Source organism: Providencia sp. PROV272 (assembly GCF_049901975.1).
GTDB lineage: Bacteria > Pseudomonadota > Gammaproteobacteria > Enterobacterales > Enterobacteriaceae > Providencia > Providencia stuartii.
In genome coordinates this window covers 176,230-193,911 of record NZ_CP096291.1, presented here as the reverse complement: position 1 = coordinate 193,911, position 17,682 = coordinate 176,230, and the positions used below count along the sequence as shown (strand labels likewise).

At 42.8% G+C, this 17,682-nt stretch carries 16 protein-coding genes and 1 pseudogene; 12 read left to right on the top strand and 5 right to left on the bottom strand.

Annotated features, from left to right (window positions below; genetic code table 11):
• Window positions 1-298 precede the first annotated feature (298 nt).
• The 4 genes and pseudogenes from feoA to M1E93_RS00805 all read left to right on the top strand — a co-directional run bounded on the left by feoA (window position 299) and on the right by M1E93_RS00805 (window position 4,549).
• Entirely contained in the window at window positions 299-529 is a 231-nt protein-coding gene (gene feoA, locus M1E93_RS00820) for a ferrous iron transporter A (RefSeq protein WP_036942241.1), read from the top strand.
• A 56-nt stretch (window positions 530-585) separates the two neighbouring features.
• A pseudogene (gene feoB, locus M1E93_RS00815) lies at window positions 586-2,904 on the top strand (Fe(2+) transporter permease subunit FeoB).
• Between the two features lie 12 nt (window positions 2,905-2,916).
• A complete protein-coding gene (locus M1E93_RS00810) occupies window positions 2,917-3,168 on the top strand; it encodes a FeoC-like transcriptional regulator (protein WP_040132687.1) in 252 nt (83 codons plus the stop codon).
• A gap of 94 nt (window positions 3,169-3,262) precedes the next feature.
• Window positions 3,263-4,549, top strand: coding sequence for a hypothetical protein (locus M1E93_RS00805; RefSeq protein WP_053110251.1), 1,287 nt, complete (start codon window positions 3,263-3,265; stop codon window positions 4,547-4,549).
• A 44-nt stretch (window positions 4,550-4,593) separates the two neighbouring features.
• Here M1E93_RS00805 and bioH read toward each other — a convergent pair whose 3' ends face one another.
• Window positions 4,594-5,373 (bottom strand): pimeloyl-ACP methyl ester esterase BioH, encoded by a 780-nt coding sequence (gene bioH, locus M1E93_RS00800; protein ID WP_004923560.1) that lies wholly within the window; start codon window positions 5,371-5,373, stop codon window positions 4,594-4,596.
• A 33-nt stretch (window positions 5,374-5,406) separates the two neighbouring features.
• Here bioH and M1E93_RS00795 point away from each other — a divergent pair, with 33 nt between their 5' ends.
• The 7 genes from M1E93_RS00795 (at window position 5,407) to M1E93_RS00765 (ending at window position 12,497) form a co-directional block, all read left to right on the top strand.
• Window positions 5,407-6,090, top strand: coding sequence for a hypothetical protein (locus M1E93_RS00795; RefSeq protein ID WP_014657020.1), 684 nt, complete (start codon window positions 5,407-5,409; stop codon window positions 6,088-6,090).
• A 63-nt stretch (window positions 6,091-6,153) separates the two neighbouring features.
• Window positions 6,154-6,732, top strand: a complete 579-nt coding sequence (gene nfuA / locus M1E93_RS00790) for a Fe-S biogenesis protein NfuA (protein WP_014657021.1) — start codon at window positions 6,154-6,156, stop codon at window positions 6,730-6,732.
• A gap of 89 nt (window positions 6,733-6,821) precedes the next feature.
• The gene (gene glpE, locus M1E93_RS00785; RefSeq protein ID WP_004923549.1) at window positions 6,822-7,145 is read left to right on the top strand and encodes a thiosulfate sulfurtransferase GlpE; all 324 of its coding nucleotides are present in this window, start codon (window positions 6,822-6,824) and stop codon (window positions 7,143-7,145) included.
• A 16-nt stretch (window positions 7,146-7,161) separates the two neighbouring features.
• The gene (gene glpG, locus M1E93_RS00780) at window positions 7,162-8,007 is read left to right on the top strand and encodes a rhomboid family intramembrane serine protease GlpG (RefSeq protein WP_014657022.1); all 846 of its coding nucleotides are present in this window, start codon (window positions 7,162-7,164) and stop codon (window positions 8,005-8,007) included.
• 30 nt (window positions 8,008-8,037) lie between these two features.
• A complete protein-coding gene (locus tag M1E93_RS00775; protein WP_004923543.1) occupies window positions 8,038-8,796 on the top strand; it encodes a DeoR/GlpR family transcriptional regulator in 759 nt (252 codons plus the stop codon).
• A gap of 294 nt (window positions 8,797-9,090) precedes the next feature.
• A complete protein-coding gene (gene glpD, locus M1E93_RS00770) occupies window positions 9,091-10,599 on the top strand; it encodes a glycerol-3-phosphate dehydrogenase (RefSeq protein WP_004923536.1) in 1,509 nt (502 codons plus the stop codon).
• A 329-nt stretch (window positions 10,600-10,928) separates the two neighbouring features.
• Entirely contained in the window at window positions 10,929-12,497 is a 1,569-nt protein-coding gene (locus tag M1E93_RS00765) for an ATP-binding cassette domain-containing protein (RefSeq protein WP_104873061.1), read from the top strand.
• A 42-nt stretch (window positions 12,498-12,539) separates the two neighbouring features.
• Here the strand turns inward: M1E93_RS00765 and M1E93_RS00760 are convergent, their stop codons facing one another.
• The 3 genes from M1E93_RS00760 to M1E93_RS00750 are packed head-to-tail and all read right to left on the bottom strand — an operon-like array spanning window position 12,540 to window position 13,999.
• Window positions 12,540-13,034, bottom strand: a complete 495-nt coding sequence (locus tag M1E93_RS00760) for a DUF2569 family protein (RefSeq protein ID WP_053110253.1) — start codon at window positions 13,032-13,034, stop codon at window positions 12,540-12,542.
• A gap of 13 nt (window positions 13,035-13,047) precedes the next feature.
• A complete protein-coding gene (locus M1E93_RS00755) occupies window positions 13,048-13,407 on the bottom strand; it encodes a DUF488 domain-containing protein (RefSeq protein WP_004923526.1) in 360 nt (119 codons plus the stop codon).
• 37 nt (window positions 13,408-13,444) lie between these two features.
• Window positions 13,445-13,999, bottom strand: a complete 555-nt coding sequence (locus M1E93_RS00750; protein ID WP_053110254.1) for a DUF2569 family protein — start codon at window positions 13,997-13,999, stop codon at window positions 13,445-13,447.
• Window positions 14,000-14,197: 198 nt separating this feature from the next.
• On the opposite strand from M1E93_RS00750, the gene M1E93_RS00745 reads away from it, so the two are divergent.
• Window positions 14,198-15,097 carry a DNA-3-methyladenine glycosylase family protein gene (locus tag M1E93_RS00745; RefSeq protein WP_053110255.1) on the top strand — a complete coding sequence of 300 codons (900 nt, stop codon included), beginning with the start codon at window positions 14,198-14,200 and terminating at the stop codon, window positions 15,095-15,097.
• Between the two features lie 86 nt (window positions 15,098-15,183).
• Here M1E93_RS00745 and poxB read toward each other — a convergent pair whose 3' ends face one another.
• Complete coding sequence (poxB, locus tag M1E93_RS00740; RefSeq protein ID WP_004923516.1) at window positions 15,184-16,908, bottom strand: ubiquinone-dependent pyruvate dehydrogenase; 1,725 nt, start codon at window positions 16,906-16,908, stop codon at window positions 15,184-15,186.
• Window positions 16,909-17,682: the final 774 nt, after the last annotated feature.

The following is a 17,682-nucleotide window of genomic DNA, read 5'->3' as shown; positions in this document are numbered from 1 at the left end:
AGGTTTTTACTCACGCCCAAGCTATTTCGCCCCGTGAATAATTAACAAAACAAATACATTAATCGATTTTAATTTACTCTATAAATTTATTGGGTTTCGCCTTGGTGCGCGGCAAACTCAATGCTTAGTTGATCCACATCAATTAAATTTGACGAAAAAAGAGGCTAAATATAACGAATAGTTGATGATTATTATTATCATTATTGATTAGATTTTTTTCTGTTTATGCTGACTTTTTACTTGTATCTCTCTTAATAACAATCATCAGTATTATTACCTATGACTAATGGAAGGCGATATGTCACTACTTCCTCAACACAGCTACAAAATACTCGGTTTTTCACCGCAGATAAGCCCCGCTTACCGACAAAAACTGCTCTCGCTTGGTTTATTACCGGGTTCCATTTTTAAAGTAGTACGTTTTGCTCCTTTAGGAGACCCAATACAAATCGAAACGCATCGAGTTAGTCTTGTACTACGAAAAAAAGATCTCGCCTTACTCAACCTTGATGAAGCCACGCCGACTTAATATCAGGTGTTGTTATACCACGTTACTATTTTGTATTTTTATTATCGGTAAACACTATGAAACCATTAACCATCGGCCTCATTGGCAATCCAAATGCAGGTAAGACAACGCTATTTAACCAATTAACTGGCTCTCGCCAACGGGTTGGTAACTGGGCTGGTGTCACCGTCGAAAGGAAAGTTGGGCGTTTTAATACGGCTGAGCATCATATTGAATTAGTTGACTTGCCCGGTACTTATTCGCTAACCACCATTTCAGAACAGACATCTCTCGATGAGCAAATCGCCTGCTATTTTATTTTAAGCGGCGAAGCCGATATGCTGATTAACGTCGTCGATGCCTCTAATTTAGAGCGCAACCTCTACCTCACTTTGCAATTAGTGGAGTTGGGAGTACCTTGCATCATCGCACTTAATATGTTGGATATTGCACAAAGCCAACACATTGAGATTGATGTTGAAAAACTGCAACAGCAGTTGGGTTGCCCTGTCATTCCGTTGGTTTCAACCCGTGCTACAGGGATTGATAAACTCAAACAAGCGATTGATAAACATCCTCAGAACAATATGACAGCGCTGGTTGAATATCCGGCGGCCTTATTACAAGAGGTGGATTCACTCTCTGAGCAGATCTCGGCGCAGCAATTTAGTCAGCAACAACGTCGTTGGTTAGCATTGCAGATACTCGAAGGCGATATTTATAGCCGCCAGCGCGCGAATATTACAGAAGCGCAATTGCAGGCCACTCAACAGCACTTAAAAGCTAGCTTAAATGAAGAGCCTGAACTGTTAATTGCCGATGCCCGCTATCAATCCATTGCGGCGATTTGTGAGAAATCCATCAATAACAGTGCCGCGGAGCCCAACAAATTAACGCAATCCCTTGATAGACTCATCCTTAACCGCTGGCTTGGCGTTCCGATTTTTTTATTTGTCATGTACTTAATGTTCGTCTTGGCAATTAATATTGGTGGCGCTTTGCAGCCGTTCTTTGAAGGTGCCTCAGAAGCCATCTTTATCCATGGTATTCAGTGGGTAGGGGCGTATTTCAGTTTCCCTGATTGGCTCACCGTCTTCCTTGCACAAGGTATTGGTGGCGGTATCAATACCGTACTCCCTCTCGTACCGCAAATTGGTATGATGTACCTGTTTTTATCTGTCTTAGAAGACTCGGGCTATATGGCACGAGCCGCCTTTGTGATGGATAGATTAATGCAGGCCTTGGGCTTACCGGGTAAATCCTTCGTGCCATTAATTGTGGGTTTTGGTTGCAATGTTCCCGCCATTATGGGCGCACGTACGTTGGATGCACCTCGTGAGCGCCTCATTACCGTATTAATGGCTCCATTTATGTCTTGTGGTGCACGGCTCGCTATCTTCGCGGTATTCGCCTCCGCGTTTTTTGGGAAAAGTGGCGCAAGTATTGTTTTTTCACTCTATATCCTCGGAATTGTTGTCGCTATCTTAACGGGTTTGCTACTGAAACATACCTTAATGCGTGGTGAAGCCTCTCCCTTTGTGATGGAACTCCCGGTGTATCATGTGCCCCACTTAAAAACGCTGTTGATCCAAACTTGGCAGCGCCTAAAAGGCTTTGTGATCCGTGCTGGTAAAGTTATCGTGGTTGCCAGTATGTTTATCGGCGCTTTAAATAGTTTTTCCCTTTCAGGAAAACCTGTCGATAATATTAATGACTCCGCTCTTGCTTCCGTCAGTAAAGTGATTACCCCTGTTTTACAGCCTATCGGAGTGCATACCGATAACTGGCAAGCCACTGTTGGTTTGATTACTGGTGCGATGGCAAAAGAAGTTGTTGTAGGAACATTAAACACCCTCTACACCGCGGAAAATATCACCGCCGAGCCATTCGATGCCCAATCCTTTGATTTACTCGATGAGTTGGGGGATGCAGTCGCAGAAACTTAGGATAGTTTGAAAGAGACCTTTACCCTAAGTGCACTTTCTAATCCAATCGAGGCAAGTAAAGGCGATGGTGAAATGGCTTCTGGATCCATGGGCACCATGGCAGCCAAATTTGGTTCCGATATTGCCGCATACAGCTACCTTATTTTTGTCTTGCTGTATGTCCCTTGTGTTTCGGTCATGGGGGCTATCGCTCGTGAAACCAATAAAAGCTGGATGGCATTCTCCATTTTATGGGGGCTGAATGTGGCTTATAGCCTTGCGGCTCTGTTCTACCAAGCTGCAACTTTTAGCCAGCACCCGCAAAGCAGCTTAATTATTATTGTTGCAGTTATCATATTTAATCTTGTGCTGTTTACCTTATTGCGCCGAGCACGGAGCAGAGTAACACTGAATCTGGCAAATCAAACCGCCAAATCCTGTTCCGACTGCTCAGGCAAAGCCTGCCACTAACGGGGAATAACGATGGTCAGCTTGTTACAAATCAGGGATTTCATTGCACTGTATGGGCAAGCTGACCTCGACTTACTCAGCCAACGACTCCATGCCCCTAAATCACTTATCCAAGCGATGCTCGATAAATTAGTCGCAATGAACAAAATCGAAAAAGTCGATATAACAGCCTGTTTAACCGGAACAAGCTGTAAAGGATGCCCCGAAAGCAGTAATTGCTCACACCCTTTATATAAAATAAAGTCACCCCCGCTCTGTGAGTGACTTACGCGACCTCGACAATGTCTCTTTTTTAAAGTTTTAATCAAATTACTCACTAAAATACATGACTTCATTCAGGTTAAAAGAGGAAGTATGTATGACAAGATTTGATAAAAGCCTATTTTTAAATAATACGCTTAATTACCTTCGTCAATTCGGCTATCAAGCAATCCCATCAGAAGTGAAATATAATTTAACCAAAGGCCTTACCGCTTATTTCCTCGTTACCTCAGTGAAAAATAGTGGTAACAGTTACATCAGCTTGTTATCGCGAGCGCAAGATTATCTTAATCGTACTCACTTAACTTCAAATAAAACCGATATCTCCCATGAATTACTCACAACAAGTATCAAAAAAGTACTTGATATCCAAAAACCCTTAGATGTGATTAAACGCTATCAAGACTATCATGCCAGCTCTAGCAAAATTGATCGCCGAGGTTTAGGCGTCAAACAATCACTCGCAACCCACCGAAAAGCAGATGTTGAAAGCAGCCAACATTTCAAAAAATATAGTGACAGCGTTCATCAATTAGCTGAACAATATTTTAATGCACTAAAAAATAAAGCACTTAAAAACGTTGATGAGCTCGACCCCTCATTAAATAAGGTTTTATTTAAAAAATTACTCAGCAGATACCCCAATAATTTATCAAAACTCATTACCAAATCCGATAAAAGCCTAATAGAGGCCTGCTTTAATACCGCTGCGGAACAAATGCGTTGCCCCAAGTTAAAGCAATATGACCAATTTATGGCAAAAAATGGATTTATCACAGCGAGTGAAACTGAGCTTAGCTATTTTTTTCAAATAAAAACGCCTGTTGAAATTAAACTAGGGTTACGTGAAGACGCCCGGCAGGCTGAAACAGGCAATAAAGAGACAGGGATACAAATTTTTGCCGGTAAAGATACATTAGCGGCCTATATCCGTAAAAATCCAGCGGATGATGTCACAACTTTCACCCTCTTTGACCCTAATGTCGGTGTTGAAAAATTCTATAGTATTGACGCCTTTCTTACGACGCTGATTAGCAAAGCTACGGCTTATAACCTTGAAAATGGCTATTCTACCGAAACATTGAAATACAAAAAGTTTTATTACCACCGACCACCTGCCGCCGACCAAGAACAAACGGCAACCCATCGTGCAAACCTTTTTGCGCCGTCCGCGCCACCACTCCCTTTTGAGCCTTCCGCCCCACCCGAGGCGTTGATGGCAGAAGACACGGTTGGCTCTACCTGCTCTGCCGTTCCTCCATCTTATGGCGAACTATTTCTAGGGGATAAATCCCCTTTAGCGCTCCATGACGCACATCTTTCTGGGCAACACAACGCACCAGCTCCCCCTTATGCCCTATTTTCGCCTACCCAGCAACGTTAGTTTTATCATTTTACTCAGTGGCTTATTGCCACTGAGCTAATAGGTCACTCTTCCAATCGTGCCAGAAAGTCCAGTAAATATTCACAAAATTCATCTGGATGGGAAATGAAGGGTGCATGGGCGCTATGGCGCATCACAACAGAAGGTGAATTAGGATAACGTTCATCAAGTAATGTCGCGACTTTACGTGGCACCAAACCATCTAAGTAACCATAAAGACGTAAAAATGGCACGGTGAGAGCTTTAAGCTCCTCACGTAAATCTGTAATACGTAAAATTTCTAGCCCTGCATTTAGAATTTCCACTTTTGGCATAGGCTGCTCCAGCACCACAGATTTTAGCAATTTAGCATCTTGACGAGCGCTTTCAGTGCCTAACGTTTGCAATGCTAAAAAACGTTCGACTGTGCGCTGAAAATCTGTCGATAGTTGCTGTTCAAACCCAAGTAGCACCGTTGATTTTATCCCTGGCCAGCTCCCCTCATGGGCTTGAAAACAAGGTGATGAAGCGACCGTAATCAATCCTTTTACCTGCTGAGGATGGCTAAGTGCAATATGACTGGCGATTAATCCCCCCAGTGACCACCCGAGCCAAATAGCCTCTTTAGGCGCCTGTTGCCATAAAGTATCAGCCATCGCGGCTAAATTCATCGCATCAAACCCTTGGCTACGACCATAGCCAGGCATGTCAACTAAATGCAAACGAAAATGCGGTGAGATTCGCGGAATAATGGAACGCCACACTTCGGCATTCAGCCCCCATCCGTGCAGCAACACAAGATCTTGAGAACCTTCACCGATTGTCTCCCAGTACAACTGCGTCATGGTTACACTCTCTTTTTTCACAGGAATATGCTTATGCTAACAATGCAAGGTGCCTGTTGGCTATGCCAGCAGCCATTAAAATTAGTGGATCACGGGATTTGTGCGTTCTGCATAAAGCGCATCCCAACCATGTCAAATGTCTGCCATCGGTGCGCACTACCAGCCGAACAAGGCCACATCCTATGTGGTCGCTGCTTAATTCAGCCGCCTGCGTGGCATCGGTTAATCGCTGTTAGCCCCTATCAAGCCCCTTTACGTAAATTAATCCATCGTTATAAGTTTAACCCACAGCCTCAATTAGCTTTCACGCTTGCTAAAGTGTACGCATTACATTGGCTTAATGGTTATCGCCAGCAGCTTTGGCCTAAGCCTGATAGGCTTTTGACAATCCCTTCACACCCTAAGCGGCTATGGTTACGTGAATTTGACCACATTGCTTTTATCGGTGAATATTTAGCCAAGTGGTTAAATATTGCCTATTCACGAAATTCATTATTGCGCACTCGTGATACACTGGCTCAGATAACATTAAAACGTAAACACCGCCACAGCAATCTTAATGGCGCATTTACCCTAACAACCCCTGTCATAGGGCAGCACGTCGCTATTTTTGATGATGTGCTGACGACAGGCGCGACGATGCAAGCCGCGGCACAATTGCTGATTTGTGCGGGTGTAGAGACAGTACAGGCTTGGTCACTCTGTCGCACCTTGTAGGAATGGGGCAAATGGGCGTATTATAACCAACTAAAGCGGTCAACTATTATTGAGCAAATGATTATGATTAATATTACTGAAGCAGCACAGGCTCATTTTGCCAAATTACTGGAAAACCAAGAGCCAGGCACCCAAATTCGCGTGTTTGTCATCAACCCAGGCACACCTTCTGCTGAATGTGGCGTTTCCTACTGCCCACCGGACGCTGTTGAAGCAACAGACCAAGAATTGAAATTTGAGCGCCTATCCGCTTATGTTGATGAGATCAGCGCACCATTCTTAGAAGACGCAGAAATTGATTTCGTGACAGATCAGTTGGGTTCACAACTGACGCTCAAAGCGCCTAACGCAAAAATGCGCAAAGTCTCTGATGACGCACCTCTTATCGAACGTGTTGAGTATGTTTTACAATCACAAATTAACCCACAACTTGCAAGCCATGGCGGTCGTGTCTCACTGATGGAGATCACTGATGACGGCTTTGCTATTTTACAGTTTGGTGGCGGTTGTAACGGCTGTTCAATGGTCGATGTCACATTAAAAGAAGGGATTGAAAAAGAACTTCTCAAAATGTTTGAAGGCGAGCTAAAAGGTGTTAAAGATCTTACTGAGCACCAACGTGGTGAGCATTCGTTCTACTAATTGTTCACCTAAACTTGCTAATCTGACGGCGCCCGTATCTTATTGCGGGTGTCTTTTATTATTTCATCACCTTTATAATTCGGTATTTTATGGAACAATTTGAGACGCTAACGCCTGCACAGGCATACCAACATTGGGTTGATGGCACCGCGATATTAGTGGATGTTCGTGACCCACAAAGCTTCCGTGCGGGGCACGCAAGTGGCGCCTATCATTTGACCAATGAAACACTGAGCGCATTTTTAGCACAAACAGACTATGAGCAGACCATCATGGTGATGTGTTATCACGGTCATAGCAGCCAAGGAGCTGCACAGTACTTAATTAATATTGGCTTCGAATCCGTCTACAGTATCAATGGTGGTTTTGAGGCTTGGTTGAGGGAATATCCACAAGCCGTTACGGCTCTCTAAGCGAGAAAATCCATTCATGATCCATGTTGTTTCATTCACAAATCCCAGAATGGCCCAGGCTTTTGTCGATTATATGGCAAGCCAACATATCGAATTAAAAGTCCATCCTGTTCCAGAGCAGCAGCAAATAGAGCTTTGGCTTCAAGATGAGCAATATCTCGCAAAAGTACAGCAAGAGCTTAACCTTTTTTTGCAAGATCCATCAAACCCCCGTTATACCGAAGCAAGCTGGAAAATAGGTAACACCCAAACCGCGTTTAAATATCGCAACACTTTGACCTTGGCTAATCTCAAAGCACAATCAGGTCCTTTAACCATCGCCGTCATACTGATCTGTGCTGGCGTTTATTTTTGGTTAGCCATAACCCAGCACCTTGATGTGCTACGTTATCTTGCATGGCCACGGGAAGGGCAGCAATTTGAACTTTGGCGGTGGTTTAGCCCTGCATTCGTTCAATTTTCCCTATCTCAGCTCATTTTTAACCTCGTTTTGTGGTGGTATTTAGCTAGCCAAGTTGAACGTAGGCTAGGCTCCGGTAAATTACTAACGATCTTTTTAGTATCTGCCTTATTCTGTAATTGGGGGCAATCGCTGTATAGTGCATCTAATTTTGGTGGACTATCTGGGGTTGTCTACGCGCTGATCAGCTACGTTTGGCTAATGGGTGAACGTCAACCCGAAAAAGAGGTCAGTGCTCCGAGAGGGTTAATCATTCTAGTTGTTGTTTGGCTCGTGTTAGGTAACTTAGAAATTTTAGGTCCTGATATCGCAAATGCCTCACATATATCGGGGTTAATTATCGGATTATTGATGGGAATATGGGATAATCGACATACTTTTACATCCCATCGCTCCAGATAGAACATACATATTTAGTTAGAGGCTAACACCGTGAAACAGACCCAGAGACATGATGCAATCATCGAACTCGTTCGCCTTCAGGGCTATGTGAGCACTGAAGAGCTTGTTGAGCATTTCGAGGTTAGCCCTCAGACGATCCGCCGTGACCTCAACGACCTCGCAGAACAAAATAGGATCCAGCGCCACCATGGTGGTGCAGCCCTGCCTTCTAGCTCGGTTAATGCGGCCTATCACGACCGTAAAATCATGTGGTCAAATGAAAAAGCTCGCATTGCTCAACGCGTTGCCAGCCAGATCCCTGATGGTGCAACCTTATTTATCGATATCGGTACAACCCCTGAAGCCGTGGCTCATGCACTGGTGAATCATAAAAATCTACGGGTCGTGACCAACAACCTAAACGTCGCCACACTACTAATGCCAAAAGAAGACTTCCGCTTGATCCTCGCGGGTGGCGAAGTACGCTCACGCGATGGCGGCATTGTTGGTGAGGCAACTCTGGATTTTATCTCACAATTTAGGCTGGATTACGGTATCTTAGGGATCAGCGGCATTGATATGGATGGTTCACTACTTGAGTTTGATTATCACGAAGTGCGCACCAAACGCGCAATTATCGAAAACTCACGTTGTGTGATGCTAGTCACTGACCACTCAAAATTTGGTCGTAATGCCATGGTCAACCTCGGCAATATGAATCTGATCGATCATTTATTTACCGACAAGCTACCACCTGAAAGCATTCAAAAAGTGATTGAACAGCACAATGTACAACTCGAGCTGTGCTAATACTTTAATCTAGATGGTAGTATCGGCTACCATCTTTCCTTTCCTGCCAAACTTAACCTTTTCGTTAACCCTCTCGATAACGCTCTCAATGACATTCTTTCGTTAATGTTCGAACATTTTCACTTTGTAAAAATAGTCACAGTATATGTGTGGTTATTGAAAATAATTTGTTACCTTTATCACGATTTGTTGTTTTTTGTTGGTTAACAGTTGGCATATTAATCGATTTTGATTACAATCAAATGAGCGAAAACGAACATTATAGAAAACGTTTCGAACATCTCAGGGGGATGCATGGAAACTAAAGACTTGATTGTAATCGGCGGCGGTATAAACGGCGCTGGTATCGCGGCAGATGCCGCTGGCCGTGGATTATCTGTATTGCTGCTTGAAGCTCAAGACTTAGCAAGTGCGACATCATCTGCGAGTTCAAAACTGATCCACGGTGGTTTACGTTATCTTGAGCATTATGAATTTCGCCTTGTGAGTGAAGCACTTGCTGAACGCGAGGTGTTATTAAAACTTGCGCCACACATTGCGTTTCCAATGCGCTTCCGTCTGCCGCACCAACCTCACTTACGCCCAGCTTGGATGATCCGTATTGGCTTATTCCTGTATGATCACTTGGGTAAACGTACCAGCTTGCCCGGCAGTAAAGGGTTAAAATTTGGTCAAAATTCCGTCCTTAAGCCAGAACTTAACAAAGGTTTCGAATATTCAGACTGTTGGGTCGATGATGCGCGTTTGGTTGTATTAAACGCTCAAGAAGTAGTACGTAAAAATGGTGAGGTTCGCACACGTACAAAAGTCACTCGAGCCTATCGTGAAGATGGCTTATGGGTGGTTGAAGCAGAAGACCTGCGCACTGGTGAAAAAGAAACTTGGAAGGCGAAAGGTTTAGTTAACGCCACTGGCCCATGGGTAAAAGAGTTCTTTGACGATGGTTTGAAACTCAAATCACCTTATGGCATTCGTCTTATCAAAGGTAGCCATATTGTTGTGCCTCGCGCTCATGATGAGCCACAAGCTTATATTTTACAAAATGAAGACAACCGTATTGTGTTTGTGATCCCTTGGATGGATGAATTTTCCATTATCGGCACCACCGATGTCGAATACAAAGGCGATCCAAAAAATGTTCGTATTGATGACAATGAAGTGAACTACTTACTAAAAGTCTATAACGATCATTTCAAAAAACAGTTGAGCAAAGCGGATATTGTTTGGGATTACTCAGGGGTTCGTCCATTATGTGACGATGAGTCTGATTCACCACAAGCCATTACACGTGACTACACACTCGATATTCACGATGAAAATGGCAAAGCACCGCTGCTGTCTGTTTTCGGCGGTAAATTAACCACTTATCGTAAACTCGCAGAAGCGGCTGTCGGTAAACTTGCGCCTTACTACCCAAATGCAGGTGCAGCATGGACTAAAAATGGTGTGCTGCCTGGCGGTGATATTGAAGGTTGTGATCGTGATGGTTATGCACGCTTACTACGTCAACGTTACAATTGGCTACCAGAAGGCCTTGCTCTACGTTTTGCAAGAACATACGGTAGTCAAAGCAAGTTGATCCTCGAAGGCGCTAACTCACTCAGCGATCTTGGCGAAGCATTCGGTCATAACGTCTATGAAGCAGAGCTACGTTACTTAGTCGAACATGAGTGGGTTACTGAATTAGATGACGCTATCTGGCGTCGTACCAAATTGGGCATGTGGCTGAACGAAAGTGAAAAACAGCGCATCGCACAATGGTTGGCAGAGCATGTGAACGTCGCTCAACCAGCCACAGTTTAGTTGTAAAAATCTCGTTGGCAATGCACCAAAAGCCAGTCGGTTTATCATCGGCTGGCTTTTCTTTTGGAATTTATACTGACCCATAGAGCACAATACCTACTACTTTATCAGTTGCCTAAACGCATAGAGTTTGATTAAATAATCAAATCACTCTTTCTTCCACCTAGCTAAAGGTATTCCCCGACGATGATTTGAGATCTGCCAGAAAATGCTTACAGATACCCAACACGGTATTTCTTTTTCTGTTTTTGGCAGACAATGGTCATCAATCGTCTCATTTCTTGAAAGATAGCACGCTGTTGTCTGCCCCCTGCTCTCAGGAGGTACACATGACTGTTGCTTGTCATTTTTCACAACTTAATATCGAATTTCACCAAACAGCGCTTTTTCCCCCCTTAAATGGCTCCTTGATATGCCAAAAAAATGCGTTAATTGGCAACAATGGCAAAGGAAAGTCTGTATTAATGCGGCTACTTGCTCAACAAATGCAACCAACCTCAGGCTACGTTAGTTGGGCGATGCCTTTTATGCACGTTGACCAGCTCACACGCTTAGAAGGAGATACCATCGCAGACGCTTTAGGTGTTAGCCCCTTGGTCGATGCATTTACAAGAGTCGATTCGGGTAATGCGACTATGGAGGACTTAGAGCTATTGGAAGATAAATGGCACTTACCTGCCATTTGGCAGAGCTTATTGGACTCAGCCAAATTACCCGTGATGATAGATGCTCCAATTAATCACTTAAGTGGTGGTGAGCGAACTCGTCTTGCATTATGTCGAGCCTTCTTACATAAAGACCATTTTCTGTTATTAGATGAACCCGATAACCACCTTGACCATGAGGGTCGCCAGTGGCTAAGCAATAAATTGGCAGAACATAAAGCAGGCTCTTTGGTTATTACTCATAACCGAGCTTTACTGGCTCATATGCAAATGATTTTTGAGTTAACCGATAAAGGGCTACATGAATATGGCGGCAACTATGCCCTTTATGAAGAACAAAAACATTTTGCTATGGCAGCCATTGAGGCCAAAACCGAACGGCTAGACAACCAAATCCGCCAAGAAAAACGCCAACAACACGCCACGTTGCAAAAAGCAGAGCAACGACGCAAACAAGGCGAAAAAGTTCGTTATAGTGGCTCTCAGTCCTTATTGCTACTGGATATGCAAACCAATCGTGCGCAAAAAAGACAATCTAACGTGGCTGAACGCCATCAGCGTGTTATGAACGATTTACAAGGCCAATTACAGGACGTACAAGACAAACAGATCCATAATAAACAACAGAAAATGACGTTAAATTACCAGCCAGATGGTCGTAAGGTCACGATTTTTGCCTCTCAGCTACAACTGCCTTATGGCTACACGGAGCCTGTTTCTTTCACTGCCTATACAGGAGAACATTGGCACATTAAAGGCCGTAATGGCAGCGGTAAATCAACATTGTTAAAAACCCTTGCGGGGACGATTGCTGCGATATCCGGAGAATACCGAATTAACCCTGCATTTTGTTATCTCGATCAACATCTCAATTTATTGGATAAAACCCTCCCCGTCGCGGAAGCGCTACAACGCTATCAACCTGCATTTACCGTTGAACAATGGCGCACCCAATTGGGTATGCTCAGGATCCGAGGGGATAAGTCACTCCAACCACTTAGCCAACTTAGCGGTGGTGAACAACTAAAAGCGACGCTATTAGCGCTAACCCATAGCCCAACCCCCCCTGCGGTATTGTTACTGGATGAACCCGATAACCACCTTGATTTAGATTCAAAAACATTATTGGAAGGATTACTCAGCGACTACAAAGGCACGCTTTTTTTGGTGTCGCATGATGAGACTTTTGTCGAACAATGTGGGATGACCAATGAATTAGTGCTGGCAAATTAACCTTTTTATGCCATTGGCTGCCTACTGGCAGCCAACGAGCGACTAGTGAATAAACGTCTGCTTGACTCTATCTGACATCAAAACATAGGGGATCCAGATAAAGCAGTAGAAACAGCTATTTACCACATTAATAATGTAGCTATACTCAATTTCAATGCCAAAAATATTTGGGAAAACAAAGCGCGAAACAACAACCATCACGGTATAAAATAGCATCGAGATAATAAATAAAGGTTTCGCGATTTTTAGGCCTTTGAGGGCTGCGATAACGTTCCACGCCAACAAAACTATCAATATACCTTGGGCCATTTGTAGCATATAAAAAGCGTTTGAAAACCCATCGACATAAAAATCAGATTGCTCATTCGTCACAAGGTGCCAAGCTGATTTAACTTGTAGGATATCTAAGTACATCATGATGATAGTCTGATAAAGCATATAAAACAGCCCCAGCATAGGTAAAATAAGCCATCCTCTAATGCCTTGTAGTGGTGTTTTTTGAGGGCCCGTTAAGACTGCGGGTGTGTTGACATCCATCTGATTAATAACCTTATTCTTGTGACTTAATACAGCGTTCTAAATATGCTTTCAATACGTGTGCCTGATTATGCACCTTATCTTTAGCACTATACAGCAAGGTGAGATTGCCTAGCTTCGCTTTCTCTACAAGAGGCATCCAAGCCGCTGAATGATGACTTAATTCTTGATGATAGTCTTCAACAAATTTATCGAATTGGTCAGGATGTTGATGAAACCATTTACGTAACTCATTGGATGGCGCAACGTCTTTATTCCATTCATCATAATCGAGCGCGACTTTTTTTATCCCTCTTGGCCATAACCTATCAACCAATACACGGTATCCATCTTCAGACGAAACGGCATCATAGACTCTTTTACAGTAAATCATGCACCCTCACATTCGCGATATTCAGTATCGCTATTACTTAATTAACAAACGTATTTTTTACCCTGACAGAAACTAAGAAATATAAGCCCCAAATAAAGAGGCGTATCCCACTACCGACAATATCTACAATATCTTCATCCTCTGCTGATATTGAGAATAATGAACTCAATAAAACGACACTTGCTATGGATAGTATGAAGTCACTCGCGTAAAAGAGAATAATGACTTTAATCACCAATTTTTTCTTATAAATAAAGAGATAACATACGAATAACAATAAGCCATAAATCAATGCACTCGAGAGTAAGTTAAAATATATGAACTCCCTAGCCATTGGAATAAATGATAATGACGTAGGGTCAGTCATCTTCTCCAAACCTTCTAGCTGCTCTGGAAGGTCTTTCAATAAAGTATAAGGAGTGATAATTAGCGTAAGAAATAATCCTAACATAGGGATTAGTAGCCATCCCCCAAAACCGACGGGTTCAGAAGAAAGAGGCTCATTTTCAACCGTTACTGATGGGCAATCCGTTTTTTGATCTGAACCCTCATTAATTTTACTTGAGGAGAGATGTTCTTCAGATTGGTTCATGGCTAGCTCCTTGCTTTTTAGTTTAACCTCAATGCAAATAGTTAACTTAAATGGAAAATTTATTTTATATAAATCTAACGCTTTTCGATTAAAATATCACCTTTGAATTAAAAATTATCAAAGCCAAAATACGAAAAATATCAAAATAACCTCATATTTTTTGTCCATAAAAATAATAATCCCGATAAGGCCTACTCTATGCCAAAAATAACCGCCCAGCTGTCTCTACCTCCCCATTATCAGACGAATGACTTTTTCGCCTTTCATTTAAGAGATCAACATAATATTGCCGAAATTGTTGAAGGTAATTTATTACGCAAAGGTATATTGTGGGCGCACTCTCCAGCTCAATTACTTATTGAGATTGATAAAGACAAGGCACACATTATCCTTGATATTGATAACGCTAAAAATCGGCCCAGCGAATACGATGTTGTTGAACTAGGGAAACATATGCTCGGTTTACGGCAAGCCGTCGAACAGTTTGAAGCGGAATATTTATCACATCCCATTATCGGTAAGCTGATTAAGCAACAACAAGGTTTACGAATATATCAATCTTCAAGCCCATTTGAAGCATTAGTGTGGGCGATTATTGGCCAACAAATCAGCGTAACAGCCGCGATTGCAATACGTCGTCGCTTTATTCAAGCCACTGGTTCAAAACACTCATCGGGCATTTGGTGTTTTCCAGATGCACAGCAGGTGTCAAAAGTGACTGATGAATCACTACGCCAAGCTGGGTTTTCTACTGGTAAAATCATCACCATACGAGCGCTTTGTCACGCACTGTTAAGTCAGCAAATCGACCTATCACAACCTATCAGCAACCATAATGTCACGATATTGACCGACCAATTAGTCAGCCTTAAAGGTATTGGCCCATGGACGGTAAATTATGCGCTTTTACGCGGTTTTAACTACCTCGATGGCTCGTTACATGGCGATGTGGCCGTGAGGCGCAATTTGCAGTCTCTGCTTGGCGCAGAGAGCCAGCCTACAGCAAAAGAGACGGAAAAATGGTTAGAGGCATTTTCGCCATGGCGTGCCTTAGTTGCCGCTCATTTATGGCGTAGCCAATCGGCTGCGGGGTATTAATTCCCTCATACAGATAGCAGCCAACCCTAATTGGTTGGCTGCGTAAATTGCCTAATTCGGCAAAGCAGATCAGTCAAAATGACCGATTAACGTAACCAGTTGGTTTTCGCTAATTCAACAACTTCATCACCACGACCACTTAAAATGGCTTTGAGCATATATAGGCTAAAACCTTTTGCTTCTTGCAAATTAATTGTCGGTGGCATAGAAAGTTCTTGTTTTGCTGTGACAACATCGACAACAACAGGGCCATCATGAGCGAAAGCTTCCTTCAATGCGGCATCCACATCTTCACTCTTCTCAACGCGGATCCCTTTGATCCCAGCAGCATTGGCAACTGCCGCAAAATTAGGATTATGGAGATCAGTGCCTTCTGTTAAGAAGCCACCTACCTTCATTTCCATAGCGACAAAACCTAACACGCCGTTATTCAGAACAATGACTTTCACAGGTAAATTCATTTGTGCCAGTGACAACAGATCCCCCATCAACATACTAAAACCGCCATCACCACTCATGGTCACAACTTGGCGTTGTTTATCGACAGATTGGATCCCCATCGCTTGCGGCATCGCATTTGCCATTGACCCATGATTAAACGAGCCAATCAAACGGCGTTTACCATTCATTTTTAAGTAACGAGCCGCCCATACCGTTGGCGTTCCCACATCACAGGTAAATACCGCGTCATCATTCGCCAATGCACTGATCCGGCTTGCTAAATATTGAGGGTGGATCACACCGTCTTTACCCGGTTTTGCTAAATCATCAAGACCTTCACGCGCTTCGGTATAATGTTTCAATGCGCTATCTAAGTGGTGCCTATCTTGTTTCACGTCTAAGTGAGGTTGCAATGCGGTCAAAGTGGCTTTAATGTCACCAATCATGCCCATATCGATATGGCAATGGGATCCTAAGCTACCTGCATTAATATCGATTTGAATAATCTTAGCCCCTTGAGGATAGAATGGGCGGTATGGGAACTGAGTACCCAGTAACACCACCGTATCGGCATTCATCATTGCATGGTAGCCGGATGAAAAACCAATCAGCCCCGTCATACCAACGCTATATGGGTTATCCCACTCAATGTGCTCTTTACCGCGTAGTGCATGCACGACTGGCGCTTTTAATGTTTCCGCCAGCTTAATCACTTCATCATGTGCACCAGCACAGCCTGCCCCACAAAATAGGGTGATATTTTGTGCTTGGTTCAGTGCATCCGCTAACTTCGCAATTTCAGCAGGCTGAGGCATGATCAACGGAGCTTGCGGCTGATACCATGTATCATTTGCTGTTTCCGGTGCTTCACGTAACGCAATATCTCCTGGCAGTACAATGACAGAGACACCTTTTTCTAGAATCGCTTTACGCATCGCAATCCCAAGCACTTGAGGAAGCTGCTCAGGGTTAGAGATCAGTTCGCAATAATGACTACATTCGCGAAATAGCTCTGTTGGGTGCGTTTCTTGAAAGTAGTTACTACCGATTTCACTAGAAGGGATATGTGCAGCAATTGCTAATACAGGCACGCGATTACGATGGCAATCATACAACCCATTGATTAGGTGCATATTACCCGGACCACAAGAGCCTGCGCAAACGGCTAGCTTACCCGTCATTTGCGCTTCTGCACCTGCGGCAAATGCTGCAACTTCTTCGTGACGGGTGCCTAACCATTCGATTGTGCCAAGACGGCGTAAGCTATCACTCAGCCCATTGAGTGAATCACCCGTAACGCCCCAGATGCGCTTCACACCAGCATTATCTAGGACTTTCGCGACATAGGATGCAACTGTCTGTTTTTTCATAATGGCACTCTTTCCAGTCAGATTAGGTTAAAATATTCACAGAGCATCAAATCTATTTTCTCTGTAATACATCATCATTATTAAACCAATTTACGCACTTTAAACTTAGTGTAACGAATTAAATTTGCGGTTCCTACCGAGGAAAACAAATAGCTATTAAGAACAGAACAATCCTCCACTAATATCAAAAGAAGAATCTAGATACAGCATAAATTAAATATTCATTGTGCGCTGAAATATCAAAAAACAATAACATTAACAATTATTTAATAACCAGTCATAATAAGAGTATTTAATAAATAATATCGATAATGATAAGTAATTTGTTGATTATCCTAGAGGAGTAAAAATAAGATAAATAATTGTATTGGTTAAGGTACCAGAATATTTAAATTGGTGATTGAAGTGCAAGAAGCTGGCATCAAAATAGAAATATTCACGAAATTCAAACCAGAAATAAGACTCAAAAATAGCTATCGATACATAACTCAAATTCCATACCCTCCATCGGATAAATGGTATGGTTTACCAATAGGTCAAACGCGATATTTTTGCGCGCTGCTGCATAACTCCCCCTCTTGTAAAAAATTTAAGATAAGCATCATATTATTAAGCATTAAACACATCGCAATTTTTTATTAAAAAACAACACACTAAGTATAAAAACCAATTAAGTATTTTTAGCAAGGTTAAAAAATTAATAAAGCCACTAAAATCAGCATAAATAACCGACATTTTACATTTAATCGATATTATTGTATTATTGATGACCTG

Bases quoted from the DNA above. Each gene is read 5' to 3' on its own strand.
- glpE (WP_004923549.1), top strand. From the start codon at position 6,822: ATGGAACAATTTGAGACGCTAACGCCTGCACAGGCATACCAACATTGG.
- M1E93_RS00755 (WP_004923526.1), bottom strand. From the start codon at position 13,407: ATGATTTACTGTAAAAGAGTCTATGATGCCGTTTCGTCTGAAGATGGA.
- poxB (WP_004923516.1), bottom strand. From the start codon at position 16,908: ATGAAAAAACAGACAGTTGCATCCTATGTCGCGAAAGTCCTAGATAAT.
- M1E93_RS00795 (WP_014657020.1), top strand. From the start codon at position 5,407: ATGCTAACAATGCAAGGTGCCTGTTGGCTATGCCAGCAGCCATTAAAA.
- M1E93_RS00765 (WP_104873061.1), top strand. From the start codon at position 10,929: ATGACTGTTGCTTGTCATTTTTCACAACTTAATATCGAATTTCACCAA.
- M1E93_RS00810 (WP_040132687.1), top strand. From the start codon at position 2,917: ATGGTCAGCTTGTTACAAATCAGGGATTTCATTGCACTGTATGGGCAA.
- feoA (WP_036942241.1), top strand. From the start codon at position 299: ATGTCACTACTTCCTCAACACAGCTACAAAATACTCGGTTTTTCACCG.
- nfuA (WP_014657021.1), top strand. From the start codon at position 6,154: ATGATTAATATTACTGAAGCAGCACAGGCTCATTTTGCCAAATTACTG.
- M1E93_RS00745 (WP_053110255.1), top strand. From the start codon at position 14,198: ATGCCAAAAATAACCGCCCAGCTGTCTCTACCTCCCCATTATCAGACG.
- glpG (WP_014657022.1), top strand. From the start codon at position 7,162: ATGATCCATGTTGTTTCATTCACAAATCCCAGAATGGCCCAGGCTTTT.
- bioH (WP_004923560.1), bottom strand. From the start codon at position 5,373: ATGACGCAGTTGTACTGGGAGACAATCGGTGAAGGTTCTCAAGATCTT.
- M1E93_RS00805 (WP_053110251.1), top strand. From the start codon at position 3,263: ATGACAAGATTTGATAAAAGCCTATTTTTAAATAATACGCTTAATTAC.
- glpD (WP_004923536.1), top strand. From the start codon at position 9,091: ATGGAAACTAAAGACTTGATTGTAATCGGCGGCGGTATAAACGGCGCT.
- M1E93_RS00750 (WP_053110254.1), bottom strand. From the start codon at position 13,999: ATGAACCAATCTGAAGAACATCTCTCCTCAAGTAAAATTAATGAGGGT.
- M1E93_RS00760 (WP_053110253.1), bottom strand. From the start codon at position 13,034: ATGGATGTCAACACACCCGCAGTCTTAACGGGCCCTCAAAAAACACCA.